General features: G+C 66.1%; 22 protein-coding genes. 11 read left to right on the top strand and 11 right to left on the bottom strand.

The window, feature by feature from the left end:
• Window positions 1-310: 310 nt before the first annotated feature.
• Window positions 311-2,209, bottom strand: coding sequence for a translational GTPase TypA (gene typA / locus OHA42_RS36700; RefSeq protein ID WP_328405739.1), 1,899 nt, complete (start codon window positions 2,207-2,209; stop codon window positions 311-313).
• Window positions 2,210-2,360: 151 nt separating this feature from the next.
• Between typA and OHA42_RS36705 the strand changes: the two genes are divergently transcribed.
• Together OHA42_RS36705 and OHA42_RS36710 are read left to right on the top strand one after the other, a co-directional pair.
• On the top strand, window positions 2,361-2,537 hold the full coding sequence (locus OHA42_RS36705; protein ID WP_085998628.1) for a hypothetical protein: 177 nt from the start codon (window positions 2,361-2,363) through the stop codon (window positions 2,535-2,537).
• 20 nt (window positions 2,538-2,557) lie between these two features.
• Window positions 2,558-2,848, top strand: a complete 291-nt coding sequence (locus OHA42_RS36710) for a 4a-hydroxytetrahydrobiopterin dehydratase (protein ID WP_406232825.1) — start codon at window positions 2,558-2,560, stop codon at window positions 2,846-2,848.
• Window positions 2,849-2,858: 10 nt separating this feature from the next.
• On the opposite strand, the gene OHA42_RS36715 is transcribed toward OHA42_RS36710, so the two are convergent.
• The gene (locus OHA42_RS36715; RefSeq protein WP_406232827.1) at window positions 2,859-4,139 is read right to left on the bottom strand and encodes a mannosyltransferase; all 1,281 of its coding nucleotides are present in this window, start codon (window positions 4,137-4,139) and stop codon (window positions 2,859-2,861) included.
• 327 nt (window positions 4,140-4,466) lie between these two features.
• On the opposite strand from OHA42_RS36715, the gene OHA42_RS36720 reads away from it, so the two are divergent.
• Together OHA42_RS36720 and OHA42_RS36725 are read left to right on the top strand one after the other, a co-directional pair.
• Complete coding sequence (locus OHA42_RS36720; protein ID WP_406232828.1) at window positions 4,467-5,264, top strand: hypothetical protein; 798 nt, start codon at window positions 4,467-4,469, stop codon at window positions 5,262-5,264.
• A 135-nt stretch (window positions 5,265-5,399) separates the two neighbouring features.
• Window positions 5,400-5,795 carry a hypothetical protein gene (locus OHA42_RS36725; RefSeq protein ID WP_406232830.1) on the top strand — a complete coding sequence of 132 codons (396 nt, stop codon included), beginning with the start codon at window positions 5,400-5,402 and terminating at the stop codon, window positions 5,793-5,795.
• 45 nt (window positions 5,796-5,840) lie between these two features.
• Here OHA42_RS36725 and OHA42_RS36730 read toward each other — a convergent pair whose 3' ends face one another.
• The 3 genes from OHA42_RS36730 to OHA42_RS36740 all read right to left on the bottom strand — a co-directional run bounded on the left by OHA42_RS36730 (window position 5,841) and on the right by OHA42_RS36740 (window position 8,925).
• Window positions 5,841-6,554, bottom strand: coding sequence for a DUF1906 domain-containing protein (locus OHA42_RS36730; RefSeq protein ID WP_406232831.1), 714 nt, complete (start codon window positions 6,552-6,554; stop codon window positions 5,841-5,843).
• Between the two features lie 202 nt (window positions 6,555-6,756).
• Window positions 6,757-7,884, bottom strand: coding sequence for a hypothetical protein (locus tag OHA42_RS36735; protein WP_406232833.1), 1,128 nt, complete (start codon window positions 7,882-7,884; stop codon window positions 6,757-6,759).
• A gap of 429 nt (window positions 7,885-8,313) precedes the next feature.
• Window positions 8,314-8,925: a CHAP domain-containing protein gene (locus OHA42_RS36740; protein WP_406232834.1), complete on the bottom strand. Its 612-nt coding sequence runs from the start codon at window positions 8,923-8,925 to the stop codon at window positions 8,314-8,316.
• 233 nt (window positions 8,926-9,158) lie between these two features.
• On the opposite strand from OHA42_RS36740, the gene OHA42_RS36745 reads away from it, so the two are divergent.
• The 4 genes from OHA42_RS36745 to OHA42_RS36760 are packed head-to-tail and all read left to right on the top strand — an operon-like array spanning window position 9,159 to window position 12,775.
• The gene (locus OHA42_RS36745) at window positions 9,159-9,809 is read left to right on the top strand and encodes an ABC transporter permease (protein WP_406239860.1); all 651 of its coding nucleotides are present in this window, start codon (window positions 9,159-9,161) and stop codon (window positions 9,807-9,809) included.
• Window positions 9,802-10,995, top strand: coding sequence for an ABC transporter ATP-binding protein (locus OHA42_RS36750; RefSeq protein ID WP_406232835.1), 1,194 nt, complete (start codon window positions 9,802-9,804; stop codon window positions 10,993-10,995). The genes OHA42_RS36745 and OHA42_RS36750 overlap by 8 nt, the downstream gene beginning before the upstream one ends.
• 50 nt (window positions 10,996-11,045) lie before the next feature.
• The gene (locus OHA42_RS36755; protein WP_406239862.1) at window positions 11,046-11,792 is read left to right on the top strand and encodes an ABC transporter permease; all 747 of its coding nucleotides are present in this window, start codon (window positions 11,046-11,048) and stop codon (window positions 11,790-11,792) included.
• Between the two features lie 50 nt (window positions 11,793-11,842).
• On the top strand, window positions 11,843-12,775 hold the full coding sequence (locus OHA42_RS36760) for a glycine betaine ABC transporter substrate-binding protein (RefSeq protein ID WP_406239864.1): 933 nt from the start codon (window positions 11,843-11,845) through the stop codon (window positions 12,773-12,775).
• Window positions 12,776-12,912: 137 nt separating this feature from the next.
• On the opposite strand, the gene OHA42_RS36765 is transcribed toward OHA42_RS36760, so the two are convergent.
• Complete coding sequence (locus OHA42_RS36765; protein WP_406232836.1) at window positions 12,913-13,566, bottom strand: TIGR03086 family metal-binding protein; 654 nt, start codon at window positions 13,564-13,566, stop codon at window positions 12,913-12,915.
• Between the two features lie 88 nt (window positions 13,567-13,654).
• On the opposite strand from OHA42_RS36765, the gene OHA42_RS36770 reads away from it, so the two are divergent.
• A complete protein-coding gene (locus tag OHA42_RS36770) occupies window positions 13,655-14,623 on the top strand; it encodes a helix-turn-helix transcriptional regulator (protein ID WP_406232837.1) in 969 nt (322 codons plus the stop codon).
• 255 nt (window positions 14,624-14,878) lie between these two features.
• On the opposite strand, the gene OHA42_RS36775 is transcribed toward OHA42_RS36770, so the two are convergent.
• Window positions 14,879-16,336: an MFS transporter gene (locus OHA42_RS36775; RefSeq protein WP_406232838.1), complete on the bottom strand. Its 1,458-nt coding sequence runs from the start codon at window positions 16,334-16,336 to the stop codon at window positions 14,879-14,881.
• A 75-nt stretch (window positions 16,337-16,411) separates the two neighbouring features.
• Between OHA42_RS36775 and OHA42_RS36780 the strand changes: the two genes are divergently transcribed.
• Window positions 16,412-16,894 carry a MarR family winged helix-turn-helix transcriptional regulator gene (locus tag OHA42_RS36780; protein WP_406232839.1) on the top strand — a complete coding sequence of 161 codons (483 nt, stop codon included), beginning with the start codon at window positions 16,412-16,414 and terminating at the stop codon, window positions 16,892-16,894.
• Between the two features lie 223 nt (window positions 16,895-17,117).
• Here OHA42_RS36780 and OHA42_RS36785 read toward each other — a convergent pair whose 3' ends face one another.
• The 4 genes from OHA42_RS36785 to OHA42_RS36800 form a co-directional block, all read right to left on the bottom strand.
• Window positions 17,118-17,561 (bottom strand): hypothetical protein, encoded by a 444-nt coding sequence (locus OHA42_RS36785; protein WP_406232841.1) that lies wholly within the window; start codon window positions 17,559-17,561, stop codon window positions 17,118-17,120.
• 127 nt (window positions 17,562-17,688) lie between these two features.
• Entirely contained in the window at window positions 17,689-18,312 is a 624-nt protein-coding gene (locus tag OHA42_RS36790; RefSeq protein ID WP_406232842.1) for a YdcF family protein, read from the bottom strand.
• 190 nt (window positions 18,313-18,502) lie between these two features.
• Window positions 18,503-18,859: a hypothetical protein gene (locus OHA42_RS36795; protein ID WP_406232843.1), complete on the bottom strand. Its 357-nt coding sequence runs from the start codon at window positions 18,857-18,859 to the stop codon at window positions 18,503-18,505.
• 120 nt (window positions 18,860-18,979) lie between these two features.
• A complete protein-coding gene (locus OHA42_RS36800; protein ID WP_406232844.1) occupies window positions 18,980-19,621 on the bottom strand; it encodes a maleylpyruvate isomerase family mycothiol-dependent enzyme in 642 nt (213 codons plus the stop codon).
• A 94-nt stretch (window positions 19,622-19,715) separates the two neighbouring features.
• Here OHA42_RS36800 and OHA42_RS36805 point away from each other — a divergent pair, with 94 nt between their 5' ends.
• Entirely contained in the window at window positions 19,716-20,621 is a 906-nt protein-coding gene (locus OHA42_RS36805; protein WP_406232845.1) for a MerR family transcriptional regulator, read from the top strand.
• The last annotated feature ends 59 nt before the right edge of the window (window positions 20,622-20,680 follow it).

Below are 20,680 nucleotides of genomic sequence, written 5' to 3' on the forward strand. Positions count from 1 at the left end.
CACTCTACCTTGGCGACAAGGCGGCCAGATCCCGTGCCTTTCGCAAGCTTCAGTACCGGCCGGGACGGGCAGTAATCAAGTCGTACAACGGAATGACGGAAGCCTGGTCTCCGGCTGGTACTGCGGCTAGCGGTGCTGATCACCAGGCGCTGCGACTGTTCGAAATCCACTGCGCGACGAGCGCAGCGATCACCGAATAGAACTGGGGAGCGAATCATTCTCATGATTCGCTCCCCAGTTTCGTTTCGGTACATCGCCATGAGTACGCGACAGCCGGATCATCCTCAGGCCCGGCCAGGCGGTCCGGCAATTACAACGCGGCCCGGTCCCGAGCCTTGCGTCGCGACAGTTCGCGTCCGCGTTCGGTGGCGCCGAGGATGACCTTGCGGACCCGGACCACCTCCGGTGTGACCTCGACGCACTCGTCGTCCGCGCAGAACTCCATCGCGGCCTCGAGATCGAGTTGCAGCGGCTTGGCGAGGGTTTCGAACACATCCGCGGTGGAGCTGCGCATGTTGGTCAGCTTCTTCTCGCGGGTGACGTTGATGTCGAGATCCTCGGCGCGTGGGTTGATGCCCACGACCATGCCCTCGTAGGTGTCCGCGCCCGGTTCGACGAAGAACTGGCCGCGGTCGGCGAGCTGGATCATGGCGAACGGAGTCACCGAGCCTGCGCGGTCGGAGACCAGTGCACCGGTGTGCCGGGCCCGAATCTCACCGGCCCACGGCGCGTAGCCGTGGGAGACGGCGTTGGCGATGCCGGTGCCGCGGGTTTCGGTGAGGAAGTCGGTGCGGAAACCGATCAGACCGCGCGACGGGACGATGAACTCCATCCGCACCCAACCCGCGCTGTGGTTGGTCATCTGGACCATCTTGCCCTTACGGGCAGCCAGCAGCTGGGTGATCGCGCCGAGATACTCGTCCGGGCAGTCGACGGTCAGCTCTTCGAACGGCTCGTGAATCTTGCCGTCGACCTGCTTGGTGACCACCTGCGGCTTGCCGACGGTCAGCTCGAAGCCCTCGCGGCGCATTTGCTCGACCAGGATGGCCAGCGCCAGCTCACCACGACCCTGCACCTCCCAGGCGTCCGGACGGCCGATGTCGAGGACACGCAGCGAGACGTTGCCGACTAGTTCCTGATCCAGGCGCGACTTCACCATGCGTGCGGTCAGCTTGTGGCCCTGCACCCGACCGACGAGCGGCGAGGTGTTGGTGCCGATTGTGACCGAGATCGCAGGCTCGTCGACGGTGATGCGCGGCAGCGCGACCGGATTGTCCGGATCGGCGAGCGTGTCGCCGATCATGATCTCCGGGATACCCGCGATGGCGACGATGTCACCGGCCACGGCGACCTCGCCGGGCTGACGCTCGACACCGATCGTCTGCAGCAGTTCGGTGATCTTGACGGTCTTGACACCGTCGGCGTGCATCCACGCGACGTTCTGCCCCTTGCGCAGTTCACCGCTGTAGATGCGGACCAGCGCGAGGCGGCCGAGGAAGGCCGAGGCGTCGAGGTTGGTGACGTGCGCCTGCAGCGGTGCCGTCGGGTCACCCTTCGGCGCCGGGATGTTCTCCATCAGCACGTCGAAGAGCGCGTCGAGGTTCTCGGCGTCGGGCGCGTTCCCGTTCTCCGGACGCTCCTTGGACGCCTTGCCCTCACGGCCCGACGCGTACAGAACCGGCAGGTCCAGCGCGAGCTCGGCGGCCTCGGCGGCGGCGTCGTCGAGGTCGGAAGCCAGATCGAGCAACAGATCGTGGCTCTCCTCGACAACCTCCTCGATGCGGGCGTCGGGGCGGTCGGTCTTGTTGACGACCAGAATCACCGGAAGCGACGCGGCGAGTGCCTTACGCAGCACGAACCGGGTCTGTGGCAGTGGCCCTTCGGACGCGTCGACCAGCAGCACGACGCCGTCGACCATGGAGAGGCCGCGTTCGACCTCACCACCGAAGTCGGCGTGACCGGGCGTGTCGATGACGTTGATCACGGTCACCGAGCCATCCGGGTGGTGCCGGTGGACAGCGGTGTTCTTGGCGAGAATGGTGATGCCCTTCTCGCGCTCCAGGTCGCCGGAGTCCATCACCCTGTCGACGAGCTCGGCTCGCTCGGCAAAGGCTCCTGACTGGCGCAGCATGGCGTCGACCAGCGTCGTCTTACCGTGGTCGACGTGGGCCACGATGGCGACGTTGCGAAAATCGCGTGCAGACGACACGCCTAATCCTCCTGCTGTTGGTGTTGGTGCGGGCCGACCCCTGCAAACAGGTGGAGAATCGATACTCACCGGGCATTGCGGCCAGTAACAGACTACCGGTATCCAGGCGTGCCGCAGACCACGCGCCCCACTAAGGGTATGCTAACCAACCATGGGCAAGGTCAAGGCAAAGAAGGTTTCGAGTCTGAAACCCAAGAAGAAGTGCTGTCGCAAGAAGACGCGCTGCCTGAAATGCCCTGTTGTCATTATGCGGATGAAGCGCCTCGAAGCCGCTGGTTGCTGCGGTAAAGAGCTGAAGAAGGGCCTCAAGAAAGCCCGCGCCGCCTGATCCGCGCGGATACTTGAACCATGGCTACCGAACTCTTGTCCGACGCCGATATCGACGACGCGCTGTCCGACCTGCCCGACTGGCAACGCTCCGGCGACACCATCACCCGCACGATCAAGGCGCCGACCTTCCTCGACGGTATCGAGCTGGTGCGGCGGGTTGCCGACGCCGCAGAGGCCGCCGACCACCACCCGGATATCGATATTCGCTGGCGCCGGGTCACTTTCGCACTGTCGACCCACTCCGCGGGCGGACTCACCGGCCGCGACATGCTGCTGGCCCATCAGATCGATCGTTTGGCCACAGGCTGAACGTCGGCCACTAGTCGGCGGCGGCGCGACGCAGCGGCGGCTCACCGACGGCGTTTCGGTCCGCCGACAACGCCTTCGGGAACGTCCGCAGCCGCTGCCGCACGGACCCGATATCCGAGCGCAGCGCGGCGCGTCCGTGCCAGATCATCCAACCGAACAGCACGAGCACGCCGAGCGCGTCGACCGCGCCGAGCCAGGACAATACGCCCGGCCGCGAAATGGTCCAGATCGACGGCTGGGCGAACGACAGCACCCACGGCACGCCGATCAACATCGTCACCAGCCAGTAGCCCGCGATGAGCCGGGCGCCCGCGACCGCACTCAGCGGACCGTAGACCAGCCACAGCACCGTCGGCAGCAGCCAGACGAAATGGTGTGACCAGGAGATGGGCGAGACCATCAGCCCGAACAGCTGCACCATGATCAGGGTGCCCATCCGGTCGTCGGAACCCAGTGTGCGCCAAGCGAGGAACGCGAGCACGGCGACGACCAGCACGGCCGCCATCCACCACGGCCCGGATTCGACGTCGTAGCCGAGGATGCGGCTGAGGGTGCCACGCAGCGACTGGTTCCATACCGAGCCGACCGGCCCGATCCGGCTCGCGTCGCCGAGCAACGTGCCGAAGTAGCGCTTCGCCTCGGTGTGTGCGATCAGGAAGCTGACCCCGACCGTCGCGCCGAAGGCCACCGCCGAGCAGATCACGGTGCCCCAGCGACGGCGGGCGACGAAGTACAACCCGGTGATCGCCGGAGTCAGCTTGATGCCCGCGATGACGCCGACGAGCAGACCCGACAGCCACCACCGCACACTGCGCACCGCGATCATGGCGCCGAGCACCAGGAAGACGTTGACCTGCCCGTAATCGATGGTGGTTCGCACCGGTTCCAGCCACACGCCGACCGCGGTCCAGGCAACGGCCGCAGTCTGCCAGCCCGGTTCGCGGACCCGCTGCTCGCCGAGAATCAGCTCGAGGCTTATCCACACCACGCCGTAGAGCGCCGCGACCGTAGCGAGCAGCCACAGCACCGCGACCACCGTGAACGGCAGGTAGTGCAGCGGGAAGAACACCAGGGCCGCGAACGGCGGATAGGTGAAGGGCAGCGGGAAGTCCGGCGTTTTTTCGGCGTAGGTGAAGTCATAGAGCCCATGAGTGAGCAACGAGGCCGACCCGTCGACATAGACGTGCAGGTCGACGAGATTCATGCCGTTCGTCGACAGCAACATCCATAACAGCCTGGCCAGCACGGACAGACCCAGCGCTGACACAGCCAGCTGTAGGCGTCGGTTCAATTCGCAGGCTTTCGAGTCGGGGCGGCAGGTCGTCGGCCTGCGACCCGCGGACGTTCGGGCGTTCGGCGACAAGATCTGAAGACTCCGATTAGATTAGCCGCAGCCCGGAGTGGGGCGGTGATGCCCTCGAATCACTGATAACATTTGCATCACCATTCACTTCTGTAACACCATTTGGCGCTAACGTCTGATAACACTGTTCGTCCAACGCACCTGTCGGGATACTGCCGCTGTACAACATGCAACCGTGTCCCTAGAGTGACCCCCGAAACGATGGCTTTTCAGCATCGAACTCCAGATGTACCCGAGGTAAGGACGGCTAGACCAGTGCTTCGCACCCGAGGATCGCGGATCGTATTGTCCGCACTCGCCATCACGGCGAGCGCTTCGCTTGCTGCGCCGATGGCAGCTGTCGCGGCCCCGGCACCCGTACCCGCGGCGGTTCCGAACAATGTCCCGATGGTGCCCGAGGGCGTCCCGATCGATGCGCTCGCCGCGCTGGCCCCGGCCATCGTCGGCGCAATCGCGGGCCCGGCCGACGCCAAGCCGATCGCAGGCGGCCTGCAGGGCATGCTGCTCGATTCGGCCCGTAAGCTGCTCGCCACCCTCAACCTGCCACCGCAGATCAAGTCCACCTTGGAAAAGATCATCACCTTCCTGGACGGCAGTGGCGGTGGTGGACCGGAGATTCCGAGGGACGGCGGGCCGGTCATCGCCCAGTTCCTGTACCCGACCATCGGCAAGGGCTGCATCAGCCCGACCGCCGATTCCATCGGCACCGCGCTGGCCGTGCCCGGCCCGGCCCAGCTGCCGCCGCCGGGACCGCAGGCCGGTCAGGCCGGGTTCGTCTTCACCGCGCTCGGCACCAAGTCGCCGACGCCGGTGCAGAACCCGCCGATGACCGTCCAGTGGATGAACCTGGACACCCGTAAGTCGGGCATCCTGCCGCTGACCGACGAGGCGAAGATCAACCCCGACGGTCCGGCCACCCTGTCCGCGATCGCCGACACCGGCTTCGGCCGCGTCGTCGCGGTGGTCTCCGGCTCACTGACCACGCAGGCCGCAGACGCCGCTCCGCGCACCTGCTCGTTCCTGCCGACGCTGGGTTTCTTCACCGTCGCATGATTCTCCGAAGCCCGGCGCGTCCCTACGGACCGCCGGGCTTCGCTGTATCCATGGCCGGGTTCCTGCAGGTCGACACATCCGGGCGAATCGCCTGCGATAGTGCATAACCGCACCACACTGTGGTAGACCGAAGCCATGGCTACCGTCGAAGTGTCGCTACGGCGCAATAATTCGATAGAGAGCACGAATTCCAAGCAGCACGGACGCTCGATTCGAAGCAGGCGCTCGCGGCGATCGATACTGTCTTTCCGCTCCGAGGGCTCGATCCTGTCCATCGGCTCCGCGTACTCGATCCTCTCGATCGGCAGCGTCGGCTCGGTGCTGTCGATCGGCTCGGTCGGATCGTTCGGGTCGGTGATTTCATCGGGCTCGTTCGCCAGCGTCGGCTCGGCCTTCTCCGGCCTGTCGCGCTGGTCGCTGTTCTCCTGGCTCGGCGATCACCAGGCGCCGGAGAGTCGGCCCACGCTGCGTGTCGTCCCCGATGACGAGCCCGAGCTGCGCCTGGCGCCCACCTGCCACTGCCAGACCTGAGCGAGCGGCCGTCGGTGGTCCCGGCGCAGGCGGGCAGCGGTCAGTTCACCACTGCCCGTACTCCGGCCGCAGCACATTGTTGACGTCGACACCGACACCATCGATGGACCGCTTGTCGATCTCGATCTGATGCAGATGCGCCGCCGGGTGCACGAAACCCTTCGGGCTGCCCCAATTGTGCTGCCAGTACCAGGCACCGAGGCCCGCGGCGCGCGCCAGTTCGATGGTCGGCGCGTTCGCGTAGATGCCGGTGTTCTGCTTGCCGACCACCGACTCCCAGCCGAGCAGATACGGCGCGATCATGGTGGCGAAGTCGAGGGGCGTCGGGTTGTCGTCGATCGAGGCGTAGATCGGTCGGTTCTCGGGTCCGCCCGCGGCGAGGTGCAGTTCCAGCCCACGCGCGGCGTGCTTCTTGCCCCCCTCCAGCCCGCCGCGCCAATCTGCGGTCTGGGCTTTGCCGTATTGGTAGTTCGAGACGATGGTCAGGCCCACGGCGTGCAGCTGATCGACTTCACTTGCCAGCAGCGGCTTGCCCTCCATCCATTCGGCGCCTGGACGGCGATCCGACACGTACCTGATCACACCGATATGGCCGGCATCCCGGATCGCCGTGGCCGACGGAACCCCACCCGCATAGTCGACCATGGTGCCGATGACTCCACTTGCTGCGGCATTCGGCGCGACGACGGTCGCTCCGAAAGCGGCGGTGGCAGCGGCATAGACGAACAGCTCGCGGCGGGACACAGAAAAGGAACGCATCGCAGGACTCCTTCGCGCAACCCCGATATGGAATAGCAGCGTGCCCGGCGCACCTTCCCCAGAAGTCACTCGCGCGCCGGGAGCCTCGAACGTGCACTCATTTCACCATATTCACATGGGAACCGCTAGACCCATCGGAAACACAAACCACACTCGCCACAGGAGTTGCCTGCAGGCTCCGTTCCTGGTGCCGCGGATCGGTTCAGGCCACGCCATCGATGCGCGCGGCGACATCGATCGTCCGGCCCGAACTGTCGGCCAGTTCCTTGCGCACAACCTCGGCCACCTGGGCGACGACCTGCTTCCTGATCCCCGCGAGCGCACCGAGGGTGGCTGCCCGCATGCCGCTGGCCTTGAACTCCAGCCGGATGTCCGACGAGTCCGGCGGCGGGACGTCGATGACCACCAACAGCGGATCGGCCGCCCGCGCGGTCAGCACCAGCGGAATCTCGACGTCGGCGCGATAGTGATTCGCCTTCAGCACGTCGACGGTGATGTCGAGGCTCACCGGCACCACCAGATCGAAGGACACCGCGTCGTCCGACCGATCCGCCAGCTGCGGCACCCGCACCGACCCACGCACCGTGACGGTGGCCGAGTTGCGCGGACCGGTCCGCAGCGGTCCGATCTCGATCGGGCGGCCCGCCAGCCGCTCCACCACATCGAAGACGCGCTCCCTGGTCACGATGCGGGCGAAGAACCGGTGGCCGAATTCGCCGTAGTCGATCCAGTCGAACGTCGTCTGCATCGCATGCTCGGAGCGCATTCCGTCGACCATCGCCTCGATGTCGAAGACCCGGCCGCGGCGCCCCTGCGGATCGGCCAGCATCGCATTCACCCGATTGGCGACCTCACGCTGCACCACTCCGGCGATCGGGTCGAGCAGCCATTCCCAGGCCGTCTCGATGGCGCGAGCCCGCAGCACGAAGCTGACATCGCGTGAGGTGATCGGCGGGACGTCGATGACGATGAGCAACGGATCCGCGGTGTGCGCGTGCAGTGTGAGATCGATCTCGACGACCGCTTCCAGCCGTAGCTTCCTGCCGCCGAGCAGTACCTGCACCGATAGCGACACCGGCACCGTGACTTCGAAAGTCACGTTCGGGCCACTGCGCAGCACCACCGGCTGACCGACCTTGCCTTCGGCGACGAATCCGGCCAGACCGGCGGGGCCGACCGAGAACGGCCCGATCGTCATCCCACGTCCCGCCATACCGGACACCGCGGCAACGATCCTGGCCTCCGTCACCGCGTGGGTGAGGAAACGTTCCCCGAAATCGGCGTACTCGATCCAGACGGGATCGGCGCTCGTGTGGTCGGTCGGCTGCATCAGATGTTCCGAAACCCTCACCTCGTCAACGGACACCCGACACGGTACGCGACGCGTTACACCTGGCCCCCGACCGCTGGGGCCGCTCATCCAGCGGCTGCCTCGCCCCGTTTACCCCGGCGCTCCTGCGGTTGCCTCGCCTCCGCTCACCCCAGCGCTGCAGCGGTTGCCTCACGTCGACCCTCGGCAACCCGCGGGGAGAACAACGCGGCCGCTACGGCGACAACTGCTAACCCCCCACGCGCGCTCGGCGCCGACCGCCCCGGCGCGGCTGTCGGCGGACTGCGCGTCCGACAGTGCCATTAGGTGGTCCCTGTCCTGCTGATGAGGGGGTAGCAGGACAGGGGCCGGGCGGCGCTGCCGGGCGCCGCCGGATCTATTTTAGGTGGTACCCCCAGACCCGCCGACCGCGCACACGCGCCGGGACAGTCACAGCATGCCGAATCCGACGATATCGGGCACTTCGGCCAGGTCGAAACGGTGTATGCGGATGTCGCCGAGCTCGTTTCCGCCCATCGTGGTGACGACTCCGTCGCTCGCCGTCAGCACGATGTTGGTGTGCTGGGAGAACGGGCTGGCCGGGCCGTAGAGCAGCACGTCACCGGTGAGCGGCTGGTATCCGGCGCCGATCGGTGTGAATCGTCCGGTGCTCTGGTAGTACTCCTGCAGTGTGTACACCCCGGGGATCCGCCACGATCCCGAGTTCGGGTTGGCCAGCGGCACACCCGATTCGCGCATTACCCAGCTGACGAAGTCTGCGCACCAGGGCTCGTTTTTTCCCTCCGCGTACTTCGACCCATCGCCGGGAGCGCCGAACTCTCGCTCGAGCACCGCGACCGCCTTGGATTGGGTCGGGTCGAGCGTGGACTTGTCGATCACGGGGAACGTCCACACACCGACACCGGCGATGGCCTCGCCCTCGCCGTGTTCCAGCCACAGGCGCACGCCCACCACACCCCCAGCGACCAGCGCCGATACCACCAAACCGAGCACGAGCCAGCGGTAACGCAGCCGCCGACGCGCCGTCCTTTGTTCCGCCATGCTCCCCCGGCCTTCTGTCGATCGCGACCGACTCGCGGCCCTGATCAGTTAGACGAACCGTCCGCCCGATCGGTTCCCGGCACCGCCAGGGCCTGGTTTCGGACGGCACCGTGTGGGCATTCTCTGCGAGAAGTCTGTCGGCTCCGGCGGACACCGGGCCGCCCGGAATCCTCTCCGGCCGAGCGCAAGTCGAGATAGTCTCCCGGTACACCGGGCGAAGGGGGAGGTGCGACCTGGACACGTTGTGGACGTTCGTGGTGAACCGACGGGCGCAATTGCTCACCGACTCCTATCTGCATGTTTCGGCGGTTGTCCAGTCGGTGCTGCTTGCCACGATCGTCGCGGTGGCGATCGGCACGCTGGTCTATCGCAGCCCGCTGGGCTCCTCGGTGGCGACGGCGACGGCAAGCGCCATCCTGACTGTTCCTTCGTTCGCGCTGCTCGGCTTGCTGATCCCGTTCCTCGGCCTCGGTGTCGGGCCGACGATTACCGCGCTGGTGCTCTACGCGCTGCTGCCGATTCTCCGGAACACCATCGTCGGCCTGGCCTCGGTGGATCCGGCGATCGTCGATGCCGCGCGCGGTGTCGGAATGAATCGGCTGCGGGTGCTGGCCCGCATCGAGATCCCGCTGGCGTGGCCGTCGATCCTGACCGGCATCCGGGTCAGCACCCAGATGATCATGGGCATTCTTGCGATCGCCGCCTACGCGAAGGGCCCGGGGCTCGGCAATCTGATCTTTTCCGGCCTGGCCAGGCTCGGTAGTCCGAATGCCGTGCCGCAGGCCCTGGTCGGCACGATCCTCATCGTCGTCCTTGCCCTGGTTCTCGATGGATTCTTCGTGATCATCGGCCGTCTCACCACCTCGAGGGGAATTCGTGACTGAGACCGAAACCCGAAGCGACACTGCGGAGTCGGTGGTTTCCGGCGTCGAGATCGTGCTCGACTCGGTCACCAAACGCTATGCCGGAGGACAGGATCCGTCTGTCGACAATGTGTCGTTGACCATTCCGGCAGGCGAAATCGTCGTCCTCGTCGGGCCTTCCGGCTGTGGCAAGACGACCACCATGCGCATGATCAACCGCCTCATCGAACCGACCTCGGGCACCATCACCATCGGTGGCCGCGACGTCACGGCCGTCGACCCCGACCGCCTGCGGCGCGGCATCGGTTACTCGATTCAGCAGGCCGGCCTGTTTCCGCACATGACGGTCGCCAAGAACATCGCGACCGTCCCCGGCCTCATCGGCTGGGATCGCAAGAAGATCGCCGCCCGCACCGACGAGATGCTCGACCTGGTCGGCCTGACGCCCGACACCTACCGCCACCGCTATCCCCGGCAGCTCTCGGGCGGCCAGCAGCAGCGGGTCGGGGTGGCTCGCGCACTGGCCGCCGATCCCCCGGTGCTGTTGATGGACGAACCATTCGGCGCCGTCGATCCGATCACCCGCGGCCTGCTGCAGGACGAACTGCTGCGACTACAGGCCGAGCTCGGCAAGACCATTGTGTTCGTCACCCACGATTTCAACGAGGCGGTCAAGCTCGGCGATCGAATCGCGGTGCTCGGCAACCGATCCCGCATTCTGCAATACGACACCCCCGCAGCCATCCTCGCCGATCCCGCGGACGAGACCGTCGCCGGTTTCGTCGGCGCGGATGCCTCGCTCAAGCAGCTCACCCTCACCAGGGTCCGGGATGTCACCCTCGGCCAGTGCCCGATCGCGGCCGAGGACGAACCGGTCGAGGCTTTGCGCACCGCACTCGCGGGCCGGAAGTGGCCGTGGGCGCTGGTGCTCGACAATCATCGGCGCCCGGTGCGGTGGGTGTCGGCCGAGCACCTCGCGCACGCGACATCGTTGCGCGACATCGGATCTCCGGTCGGCGCTCCGCTGTCGCTGCAGTCGACATTGCAGGAGGCGCTGGAATCGCTACTTGCCGAGCAGACGGCGACCGCGGTCGTCACCGGGCGCCGCGGTGAGTACGCCGGGCTGATCACGATCGACACGCTCGTCGAGCATCTGTCGGCGTTACGCGCCACCCACACCACCACAGGTGCGGACGAGACAGTATGACTCCGTCCACACAGCCCGCAACGCCACCCGGCACCACCGAGCCGGGACGCATGCTGACGACAGCGCGTCGCGCAGAAGGCATTCGACTGCTCGTCCAGCCGGTCCTGGTACTCGCACTCACCGCGGGGGTGCTGGTGTGGGCGTTCCGACGTGACCTCACCGCTACCCAGCAGGCAAGCATCAGCGTGGCCAATATCGCGACGCTTACCTGGCAGCATGTGCTCATCACCGCGACGGTCGTGCTGATCGTCGTCGCGGTGGCGGTGCCGCTCGGCACACTGCTCACCCGACCCGGATATCGGCGTCTGGCACCGGTTTTCATCGGCATCGCCAATATCGGCGCGGCCGCGCCCGCGATCGGGCTCATCGTGCTGTGTTATCTCGCCACCCGGACTACCGGGTTCTGGATCGGTGTTGCACCGATTGCCTTCTATTCGTTGCTTCCGGTACTGCGCAATACGATCCTCGGCTACCAGCAGGTGGATGACACCCTCATCGACGCAGGCCGCGGGCAGGGCATGTCGACACTGACGGTGTTGCGCCGCATCGAGTTTCCGCTCGCAGTGCCCTACATCCTCGCCGGACTGCGCACCTCGCTGGTGCTGGCGGTCGGCACCGCGACATTGTCGTTCCTGGTCAGTGCGGGCGGTCTCGGCATCCTGATCGACACCGGCTACAAGCTGCGCGACAACGTCACGCTGGTCGTCGGCGCGGTCCTCGCCGTCGCGCTCGCGCTGCTTGTCGACTGGCTCGGCGCGCTGGCCGAACAGTTCCTCGGCCCACGGGGTTTGACATGAGGCGCGGATGGCGTGGGCGCGCCGCGACGGCCGCCGCTGGCGCGGTACTCATGGTGATCACCGCCTGCGGCCTGCAATCCGGCGGCGCGGTGCCGCTGCGGGTGGGTCCCGGCAGTATCCGTCCGGTGCCCGAGCTCGACGGGGTCGCGATCACCGTCGGATCCAAGGACTTCACCGAACAGAACATCCTCGGCTATCTCATCGAGTTCGCTTTGTCCGCGGCCGGGGCACAGGTGCGGGATCTGACGAATATCCAGGGCTCCAACAGCGTGCGCGATGCCCAGCTGCACGGGCAGATCGATCTCTCCTACGAATACACCGGCACCGGCTGGATCAATTACCTCGGCAACGAGACCCCGATACCGGACGAGATCGACCAGTTCGAGGCGGTCCGCGACGCCGACCTGGCCGCGCACAACATCGTGTGGACGGATATGGCGCCGATGAACAACACCTACGCGGTGGTGATGAGCAGGCAGACCGCCCAGCAGACCGGCGTGACGACGCTGTCGGACTACGCACGGCTCAGCAATACCGACCCGGACGCGGCGGCCACCTGCGTGGGCACGGAATTCAATGTGCGCCAGGACGGTTTCCCGGGATTGGCCCGCAAGTACGGCATCGATACCGGCAAGGTCCACAAGCAGATCGTGCAGGACGCTCTGGTGTATCAGGCCACCGCCGACAGCAAGCAATGCCGATTCGGCTCCGTCGCCGCCACCGACGGCCGCATCCCCGCCCTCGATCTCGTGTTGCTGAAGGACGATCTCGGCTTCTTCCCGAAATACAATGCGGCACTGGTGATGCGCAAGTCTTTCGCCGACGCGCACCCTCAGGTCGCCGCAATTATGGCGCCCATCTCGAAACTGCTGACCAATGAGGCCATCACCGAACTGAACCGTCAGGTCGATGTGGACGGGCGGGAGCCCGCCGAGGTCGCGCGGGACTGGATGGTTGCCCAGGGGTTCGTCACCGCGCGCTGACCGCACCGCCGATTCGTCGCACCGGGTAGGACGCTGCGCTATCCACCACCCGGGGATAGCCGCCGATTGCGAAGAGAGGCAGCACAACTCGATTGCCGAGTGTGCGGGTGCGACGGTACACACCCGCACACCCCGGTTCATGCGCGCGGCTCGCGGCCAAGGTAGCGCAGCAGCTCGGCGACCGTGGTGTCGTCCGTGTCACCGTCGACCACCGCGGCATAGGCTCCCCACTGACGGAGCGGCTCAATGATTTCCGCCTCCACACCGCTACCCGGTGCCGGATGCGCGGTCCGTGCGGCGGTCAGCAGGTAGCCGGCCAGTTCGTCGGTCAGTGGCGATGGCTGACCGGTCGCGATCGCGATATCCCAGGCGTGCACGGCGGCATCCAACGCGCACATCACCGCAGCGACCGGGGTCGCCAAGGCGCCGTGCGGCAGCGGAGTCGGGACGGCCTCGGTGTCGTCGGCGACGGTCGCCCAGGCGGCGGCGGTCTGCTCGATCGCGTCGCGCACCAGAGCGGCGGCCGAGCCGTCGATGGCTCCGGAGGGGTCGAAGGGGTTGTCGGCGGGTCCGACGCCGACACCGAGTGCCTCGGCGAAGGCGAGCTGGTCACCCGCGGCGTGCTGAATCACCTGCGTGACATTCCATTCCGAGCACGGGGTCGGCAGCTGCCACTGCTCGTCGCCGATGCCTGCAACGGTGTTTTCCAGCGCCGTGTAGGAGGTCGAGAGCACCTCGCGCCACACGGGGCGCAGTGTCGCGGTGGCGTCGGCGGCGGAGGTGATGTTCATGATCGACCTTTCGTTGTGCTTCTTGGTGATGACCTAAGCCTATGAGGCCATTAGGCTGGATTCGTTCCTAATAATTTGGGAGGCGAATGTGGCACCCACCACAACGCGAGTACTGCGTTTGCTCTCGCTGCTGCAGGATCGCGCGTACACCGGCCGGGAGCTGGCCGATCGGCTCGACATCACCGACCGGACCCTGCGCAATGACATCCAGCGACTGCGCGAACTCGGCTACCCGGTGCACGCCGAACGCGGTGCGATCGGTGGCTACCGGCTCGGTCGCGGCTCGACGATGCCGCCGCTGCTGCTGGATGACGACGAGGCGGTGGCGATGGCCGTGGCAGTCGGCCTTGCCGAGGACGGTGCCACCGGCATCGCCGACATCAGCGAGAACGTCTCGCGAGCTCTGGCGAAGCTGGAACAGATCCTGCCGAAGCGATTGCAGCGCAAGGTATTAGCGCTGCGCAACGCCACCGCCATCGGACCGGCAACCACCGGCTCGCGCGAACCGGACGCCCCGGTACCCGCCGCCGTCCTGACCACCCTGGCCGGAGCTATCCGGGACACGACCGCGGTGTCGATCGAGCTGGGCAGCGGCACAACAGACGTCGAGCCCTACCGCCTGATCAACTGGCAGCGACGCTGGTACCTGGTCGCCTACGATCTCGAAACCCATTCCTGGCGTGCGATTCCCGTCGCACAGGTGCACCGGGCGGCCACCAGCACCCGCCACTTCGGACCGCGCCCACTGCCCGACGAGGACCTGATCGCGTTCGTCATGCGCCACATCGCCAGCACCGGCTGGAAGGTGCACGCCCGCGTCACCGTGCTCGCACCGGCCGAAACAGTGATCGCCCGCATCAATCCCGCCGTCGGCGTGGTGGAGGCCGTCGACGCGGACACCTGCATTCTGCTGACCGGCGCGGATGCGTTGGAGACCATTGCCATCTACCTCAGCATGCTGATGATGGATTTCCGTGTCGACGGCCCACCGGAGCTGGTCGCACATCTGCGGACGCTGGCCAGCCGCTACACCGCCTCGGTGGAATCCGCACCGTAGCGTTGCTGCACGCCATGGCAAGCAGCGGCGCTACCGGCACCGGCGACGCCGCTAGTGTGCGCACATGGCCAACGACGAGTTCTTCCTCGAACCGAAACATCGGTAAGCCTGCGGACAAAGTCGAATACTTCGCGAGCCGTGTGGGCTTCGATCGGTTCGCGGCGGACATTTCATAGCGTCATGCCAACGACAACGGGGCCGATCCTCGCCGTTGAGGATCGGCCCCGTGGCCGTTCGAGCGCGATGGCCCGATGATCAGGCGTGCCCGGCCTTGTCCGCGGCATCCGGCGCCTTGCGCATCGGAATGCAGACTGTGAGCACGATCGCGATGAGCGCTGCCGCCGTGGCGATGAGGAAGGTGGTGTGGAATCCGTCGCGCGACGGCAGCACGTGCGAGCCGAGCTGCACCGTCATGTGCGCGAGCACCACGCTCATCACGGCCGACGAGGTGGACGTGCCGATCGAGCGCATCAGCGAGTTGAGACCGTTGGCCGCCGCGGTTTCGGTGATCGGGACCGCACCCATGATCAGGGCGGGCATCGCGGCGTAGGCAAGGCCGACACCGGCGGCAACGATCATCGCCGCGACCATGATTTCCCAAACGCTGTTCATCAGCACCACGGCGCACAGGTAGCCCGCCGCAATCACCGCCGAACCGAGCGCAAGGGTGACCTTCGGCCCTCGGGCCGCCGACAGCCGCGCCGACACCGGCGAGAGCAGGATCATCACGAATCCGGTAGGGGCAAGCGCCAATCCGGCGTTGACCATGGACAAGCCGAACCCGTATCCGGTCTGCTCTGGGGCCATCAGCAGCTGCGGGAACGTCAACGACATGCCGTAGAGGGCGAAGCCGACCGCGATGGAGGCGAAGTTGGTGAACAGCACCCGGGGCCGCGCCGAGACCCGCAGGTCGACCAGCGGCGAACGCTGCCGGAGCTCGAAGGCGCCCCAGCCGACGAACACCACCACCGCGATCGCGAAGAGGGTGAGGATGCTCGCGCTGCCCCAGCCCCAGTCCGCGCCCTTGGTGATCGCGATCAGCAGGGCGAGCAGTGCGATGGAAAGCCCGACCGCACCACCGAAGTCGAAGCGCGCGGGGGTGCGCACCGGCGACTCGGGCACGAAGACGAAAACCAGTGCGGCACAGACGACACCGAGGCCGGCCGCGGTCCAGAACAGCATGTGCCAGTCGGCGTTCTGCGCGATCGCCGCCGCGAGCGGCAGCCCGAGGGCACCGCCGACGCCGAGCGTTGCGCTCATGATCGCCATTGCCGAACCCACCTTCTCGGCGGGCAGCTCGTCACGCATGATGCTGATGCCGAGCGGAATCGCGCCGACCGCGGCGCCCTGCAGCGAGCGGCCGATGATCTCCGGAACGAGCGAGGAGAACAGCGCGCAGACCACCGAGCCTGCGACCAGCAAGAGGATGTTCGCGAACAGCACCCGACGCTTGCCGAACATGTCGCCGAGCCTGCCACTGATCGGGGTTGCCACAGCGCCTGCGAGCAGCGTCGCGGTGATCACCCACGATGCGTTGGACGCCGAGGTATTCAGCAGTGATGGGAGGGTGGGGATGATCGGGATAACCAGCGTCTGCATAAGCGAGACGACGACACCGACCGTGCCGAGGGTCGCGATGAGTAGGGCCGGCGCGGGCCTGCGCCGGTCGTCGGTACCAGAGACGGTCGAGGACGCGTCGGCAGCAACAGTCACAAATGTGCACGCTACACATGATGTGTATCGTGCACAATTTGCTATGACCGTGATTCAGGCGACATAGTGTGGTCCATGCCAGCATCAGGTCCAGAGGAAAGCGCCGCGCTCTCGCGCCTCGTCTTCGAGCTGACCCTGCTCTCCCGGCAGTTCCCCGCATCCCTGCTGCGCCGCCCCGGGTTCCACCTGGACCGCTCGGCCTACCTCATCCTCAGCAGGCTCGAGATCGACTCCCCGCTCAGCCTGCGCGAGCTGTCGGAGGCCTTCCAGCTGGACATCTCCACGATCAACCGTCAGGTCGGCGCCATGTTGAAGCAGGACCTGGTCGAGCGGGTGCCCGATCCGGACGGCGGAATCGCGCGCAAGGTCCGGGCCAGCCGAAAGGGCCTGGAACAGGTCGCCGCCGATCGGGACCGAAGCCAGGAAGGCATCGGCGCGGTGGTCGCCGACTGGTCCGACGCCGATGTCGAACAACTGAGCACACTGATCGCACGCTTCAACGAGTCCATCGAGCACATCGAAGACAACCCCTGGCCGCGTCCGCCGCACGACCGTTAGGCGGCTGCCTCGTCGAGACTCGGGCCCAGCGCGTTGTTGCGCAATCCGGCTGCGCCCCCGTTAGATGGCGCTCGTCAGCGCACTGCCGTTGGACTCCGCCCCTCAGGCGGTCTCGGCGACTCGCATGTACTCATGCCGAGCGCGGGTCGGCACAGCCACCGATTCATAGGCAAACCCTGCTGGGCGGCAACGTATCCCGCCCAGCAAGGCCACTTCCGGTTCGCTACAGATGCGAACTCGGCTGCTGGACCTGTGGTGCCTGATGGGTCACGCGCACCAGCTCATCCAACTCGGTGCGCCACTGGCGGTGGACATTGAGCCGCTCAACCACCGCAGTTCCCGGCAGTCGGTAGAACACCTTCGACCACAGCGAATTGATCTCCAGACCGGAGAACTCGGCGGTCCGGAAGTGCTCCGCCGACACCAGATTCGTCGGCCGACCTGTCCATTTGCTGGCCTCGATCAGCACGACAGAGGTGTTGGTCAGCACCACGAAGTAGTACTTCCGCAGAAACACCATGACCAACCGCACATACGGCAGGCTGTCGACCCACGGACTCGGACCCGTGATGGCGAGAAAAGCGGTATTGAACTGCTCCCCCGGCGGACCGACCTCGGCCAGCTTCTGCGTCACCTGTTCCAGAATCTTCTTCTTACGAAATGCCATACGGCCCTCCCCATTTCAAAGCCCGCCGTGAACATCGACGAACTGCCGCCAGACCATATCGGGTTCGGTCCGTTGCCGCCACCCGTGATCACGAGTCACCGGCTACTCACGGGAGCGCTACGGCGACCTACTCATCCCGCATCCGCGTATCTTTCCGCGTCCGAGCCAGATCCAGCAGGCCATATAGGGCGAAAAACGGCTTGGCCCAGGACTTCTCACCGAACCGATAGTCGGAAGCACGCCGAATCCTGCGCGCCAGATCCGGCCGCTGTCGCCGCAGATACAGACGGCCACGTAACGCATGCAGAGGATTCGAAACTATTTTGATCGACTCGGCATCGTCCATGAACGGAATCGAGTACTGGATGTTCTCCCATGTCGTCCGAGACCGGTCCTCCAGCTGGATCCGCGCACGCGACACCCCGCGCTCCCGCACCGCATATCGCGCCATGAGCTCGGCTTCCGAAACAGACCCACCAGGCCGCGTCGTCCCGGAAAAGACCAGCCGACTATCGGGCACCTTGTCATCCACCGACCGGAGCGCAGCCCGAACCCGCCACCGATTGAGCGCATTCGCCCGATTCGCACTCCGATTGGCGAACCCGAGCACTACCAGCACTTCCGATGCAGGAACCCCCGACCGTGGCTCCCCCAACACGGCCCGCGAAGCCCACCAATGCTCGATCTCTCCCCACACCAGCACTGCCACGACAACACCACCCGCCGCACCGACCGACACCGCTCGCCGCACCGCACCCTCCTCCGCGCATCACCCCCGCACCGAGGCTAGCCCCGTCCCTCCCATCCCCCGATACCATTCGGGAACGAGCACCTGCCGCACGTCGGTACGGGATGCCACCCGCCGATCACGGTGTGCACCGGATCGGCAGGGTGGGTGCCCGGTCATGGGGCAAAGACGTTGTCAGCGCAGCCTCCGACGGCTAGTTTCCTGCGCCGAAGATCATGCCGCTGCTGCCGGTACTCGGCATTTCGCTATCGGCGTCGCCGTTTCCTTTGCCTTTGCCCTTGCCTTTCCCTTTGCCGCCCCCGCCCTTGCCCTTGCCTTTCCCTTTCCCTTTGCCGCCCCCGCCCTTGCCATCCCCGTCTTCGCCATTCACATCACTCTTTCCGATGTCGCCGGCAAGACCCCCGTCGTCATCGGGAGCGAACTGAGCCATGACGACGGCGGCCTCGGCGCACTCGGGGGGATGCGCAGCCGCGGCGCCACCAGCCGTGAAAACGATGGCTGATGCGGTAAGAACTCCGACCGCACCGACCGTCGCGAACCTGTAAATCATGTGTAGCCCCTTCTCGAATGGGAAGTGGTACGTCCTGATCAACAGGAATCAGCGTAGAAGGCACCGACGGAATACCGTCGTAGCACGTATTCCACGGCCGGTCGCCGAACCAGAGCGGCCCTAACCGACCTTCGCCCGCAGGATTGCCACGCCCTCACCGGTCAGGGCGGAGAGTCCGGCGGTTCGACCACTGGCAAGTAGCAGTAGGGCGGCAATGGGGCCTTCGATGGTGGGGCCGGTGCCGGCTGTCCAGTTCGTGTCGGTGGCAGTCAGACGATAGGGGGACAGTCTTTTCTTGGCGTGAAACACCCAGTCGGCCGACCAGACCCGGTCGAGTGCCAGGCGCGCGGCAGCAGTCGGCATTTCGCGGGAAAGGCCGAGCGGGATGGCAATGTCTTGAATATGGACGAGAATGTCCATCAGGCGGTCGGTGGGAGTCGTGGCGGGCGGGGCCATGCGCAGCGGGATCGTGGCGCGAAGTTCGGCAAGCAGTTGCTGGGACGTGATGCGGTCGGCGTGGCGTACAGCCGTATCGAGGCTCATGCGATCGATGCTGCCGCGCGCTCGGATGAGATTGACCAGGACAGCGCCCAATGTTGCACTGCTGGACAGGATTACGTGAGCGACTACCTCACGGACCCGCCAGCCATCGCAGAGGGTGGGGTGATTCCAGTCGGCCTCGGAGAGGTTTTCGAGGAGATCGACCAGGGTGGCGCGTTCGGTGGCTACGGCTTGCCAGATCTCGTCGGATGTCGTGGTCATCGGGGATTCCTTCCGTGTCGGGCGCTAGTACGGTAGGAACTCCACCCGGGTGGAGGTTCAAGAGATTGTGACCGGCGGCACATTGCATGGATTGGTGAGCATCGGGGAACTGTCGCGGCTGACCGGTGTTCCGGTTCGTACGATTCGCTTCTATTGCGACAGCGGCATTGTGGTGTCCACACGCACCACGGGCGGCCATCGGATGTTCGACAAGCGCACGGCGGTGGATCGGTTGCTGCTGGTTCGTCGACTGCGTGCACTCGGGTTGGGGTTGGCGGCAATCGCCGCGGTGCTCACCGGCGAGCAGTCGATGGCGGAAGCGATAGCCGCCGAACGGGCTGTCGTCGATGTCGAATTAGGGGCATTGGCGTGGCGGCGAGCGTCGTTGCGAGCCATCGAAAACGCGGTGCCTGCGGAGCGGGCAACCAGGCTGGAGCTGCTGGCCGGGGTAACGGATGGTTGGTCCGCTCACGATGCGGTAGTCGCGTTCTGGCGGCGGATCTTGACACCGATGCCCTCGGACATGTTCGAGGGTTTCGTCTCGATGAACGTGCCCGATCCGCTGCGCGACCCGACGCCGGAACAGGTCGTCGGCTACGCCGAGCTGGTCACCCTTGTCGCCGAGCCCCGCTTCGCTGCCGTTGTTTCCCAACAGCTCTGGCGCCCTGGACCCACTCCGATCCGCGACAAGGTCGGCCTGCTCGCCGGAGTCGCCGAAGCCTGCGGCATGGCAGAGTCGCAGATCCACGCGGGACGCGCGCCCTCCTCCGGTCGGGCACTGGACCGTTTCGTCGACGCCCACGCCACCGCCCGCGGCGAACGCGATACCCCGGGATTCCGCGAACGCCTCCGAGCCGGCAGGTACGACAATGACCCTCGCACACAACGTTATTGGCGTCTCACCGGTGAAATCACCGGCGCAACCATGACAGTGGGCGCAGGCCAACTCTGGCTGTACAACGCCCTCGACCGGTCAACAGGCGCACCGGTCCCGCGTTGAGGCTGCCCACTGAACGCGGCACTCGTGCCGACACCGGCGACCATGGCGTCCCGACGACC

Source organism: Nocardia sp. NBC_01009 (genome assembly GCF_045208035.1).
In the GTDB taxonomy this organism is placed as follows: domain Bacteria; phylum Actinomycetota; class Actinomycetes; order Mycobacteriales; family Mycobacteriaceae; genus Nocardia.

What these genes read in the sequence shown, in the direction of transcription:
- OHA42_RS36785 (WP_406232841.1), bottom strand. Translation starts at nt 17,561, where the DNA reads ATGGCATTTCGTAAGAAGAAGATTCTGGAACAGGTGACGCAGAAGCTG.
- OHA42_RS36760 (WP_406239864.1), top strand. Translation starts at nt 11,843, where the DNA reads ATGGTGATCACCGCCTGCGGCCTGCAATCCGGCGGCGCGGTGCCGCTG.
- OHA42_RS36730 (WP_406232831.1), bottom strand. Translation starts at nt 6,554, where the DNA reads ATGCGTTCCTTTTCTGTGTCCCGCCGCGAGCTGTTCGTCTATGCCGCT.
- OHA42_RS36740 (WP_406232834.1), bottom strand. Translation starts at nt 8,925, where the DNA reads ATGGCGGAACAAAGGACGGCGCGTCGGCGGCTGCGTTACCGCTGGCTC.
- OHA42_RS36710 (WP_406232825.1), top strand. Translation starts at nt 2,558, where the DNA reads ATGGCTACCGAACTCTTGTCCGACGCCGATATCGACGACGCGCTGTCC.
- OHA42_RS36765 (WP_406232836.1), bottom strand. Translation starts at nt 13,566, where the DNA reads ATGAACATCACCTCCGCCGCCGACGCCACCGCGACACTGCGCCCCGTG.
- OHA42_RS36795 (WP_406232843.1), bottom strand. Translation starts at nt 18,859, where the DNA reads ATGATTTACAGGTTCGCGACGGTCGGTGCGGTCGGAGTTCTTACCGCA.
- OHA42_RS36755 (WP_406239862.1), top strand. Translation starts at nt 11,046, where the DNA reads ATGCTGACGACAGCGCGTCGCGCAGAAGGCATTCGACTGCTCGTCCAG.
- OHA42_RS36705 (WP_085998628.1), top strand. Translation starts at nt 2,361, where the DNA reads ATGGGCAAGGTCAAGGCAAAGAAGGTTTCGAGTCTGAAACCCAAGAAG.
- OHA42_RS36800 (WP_406232844.1), bottom strand. Translation starts at nt 19,621, where the DNA reads ATGACCACGACATCCGACGAGATCTGGCAAGCCGTAGCCACCGAACGC.
- OHA42_RS36780 (WP_406232839.1), top strand. Translation starts at nt 16,412, where the DNA reads ATGCCAGCATCAGGTCCAGAGGAAAGCGCCGCGCTCTCGCGCCTCGTC.
- OHA42_RS36725 (WP_406232830.1), top strand. Translation starts at nt 5,400, where the DNA reads ATGGCTACCGTCGAAGTGTCGCTACGGCGCAATAATTCGATAGAGAGC.
- OHA42_RS36735 (WP_406232833.1), bottom strand. Translation starts at nt 7,884, where the DNA reads ATGCAGCCGACCGACCACACGAGCGCCGATCCCGTCTGGATCGAGTAC.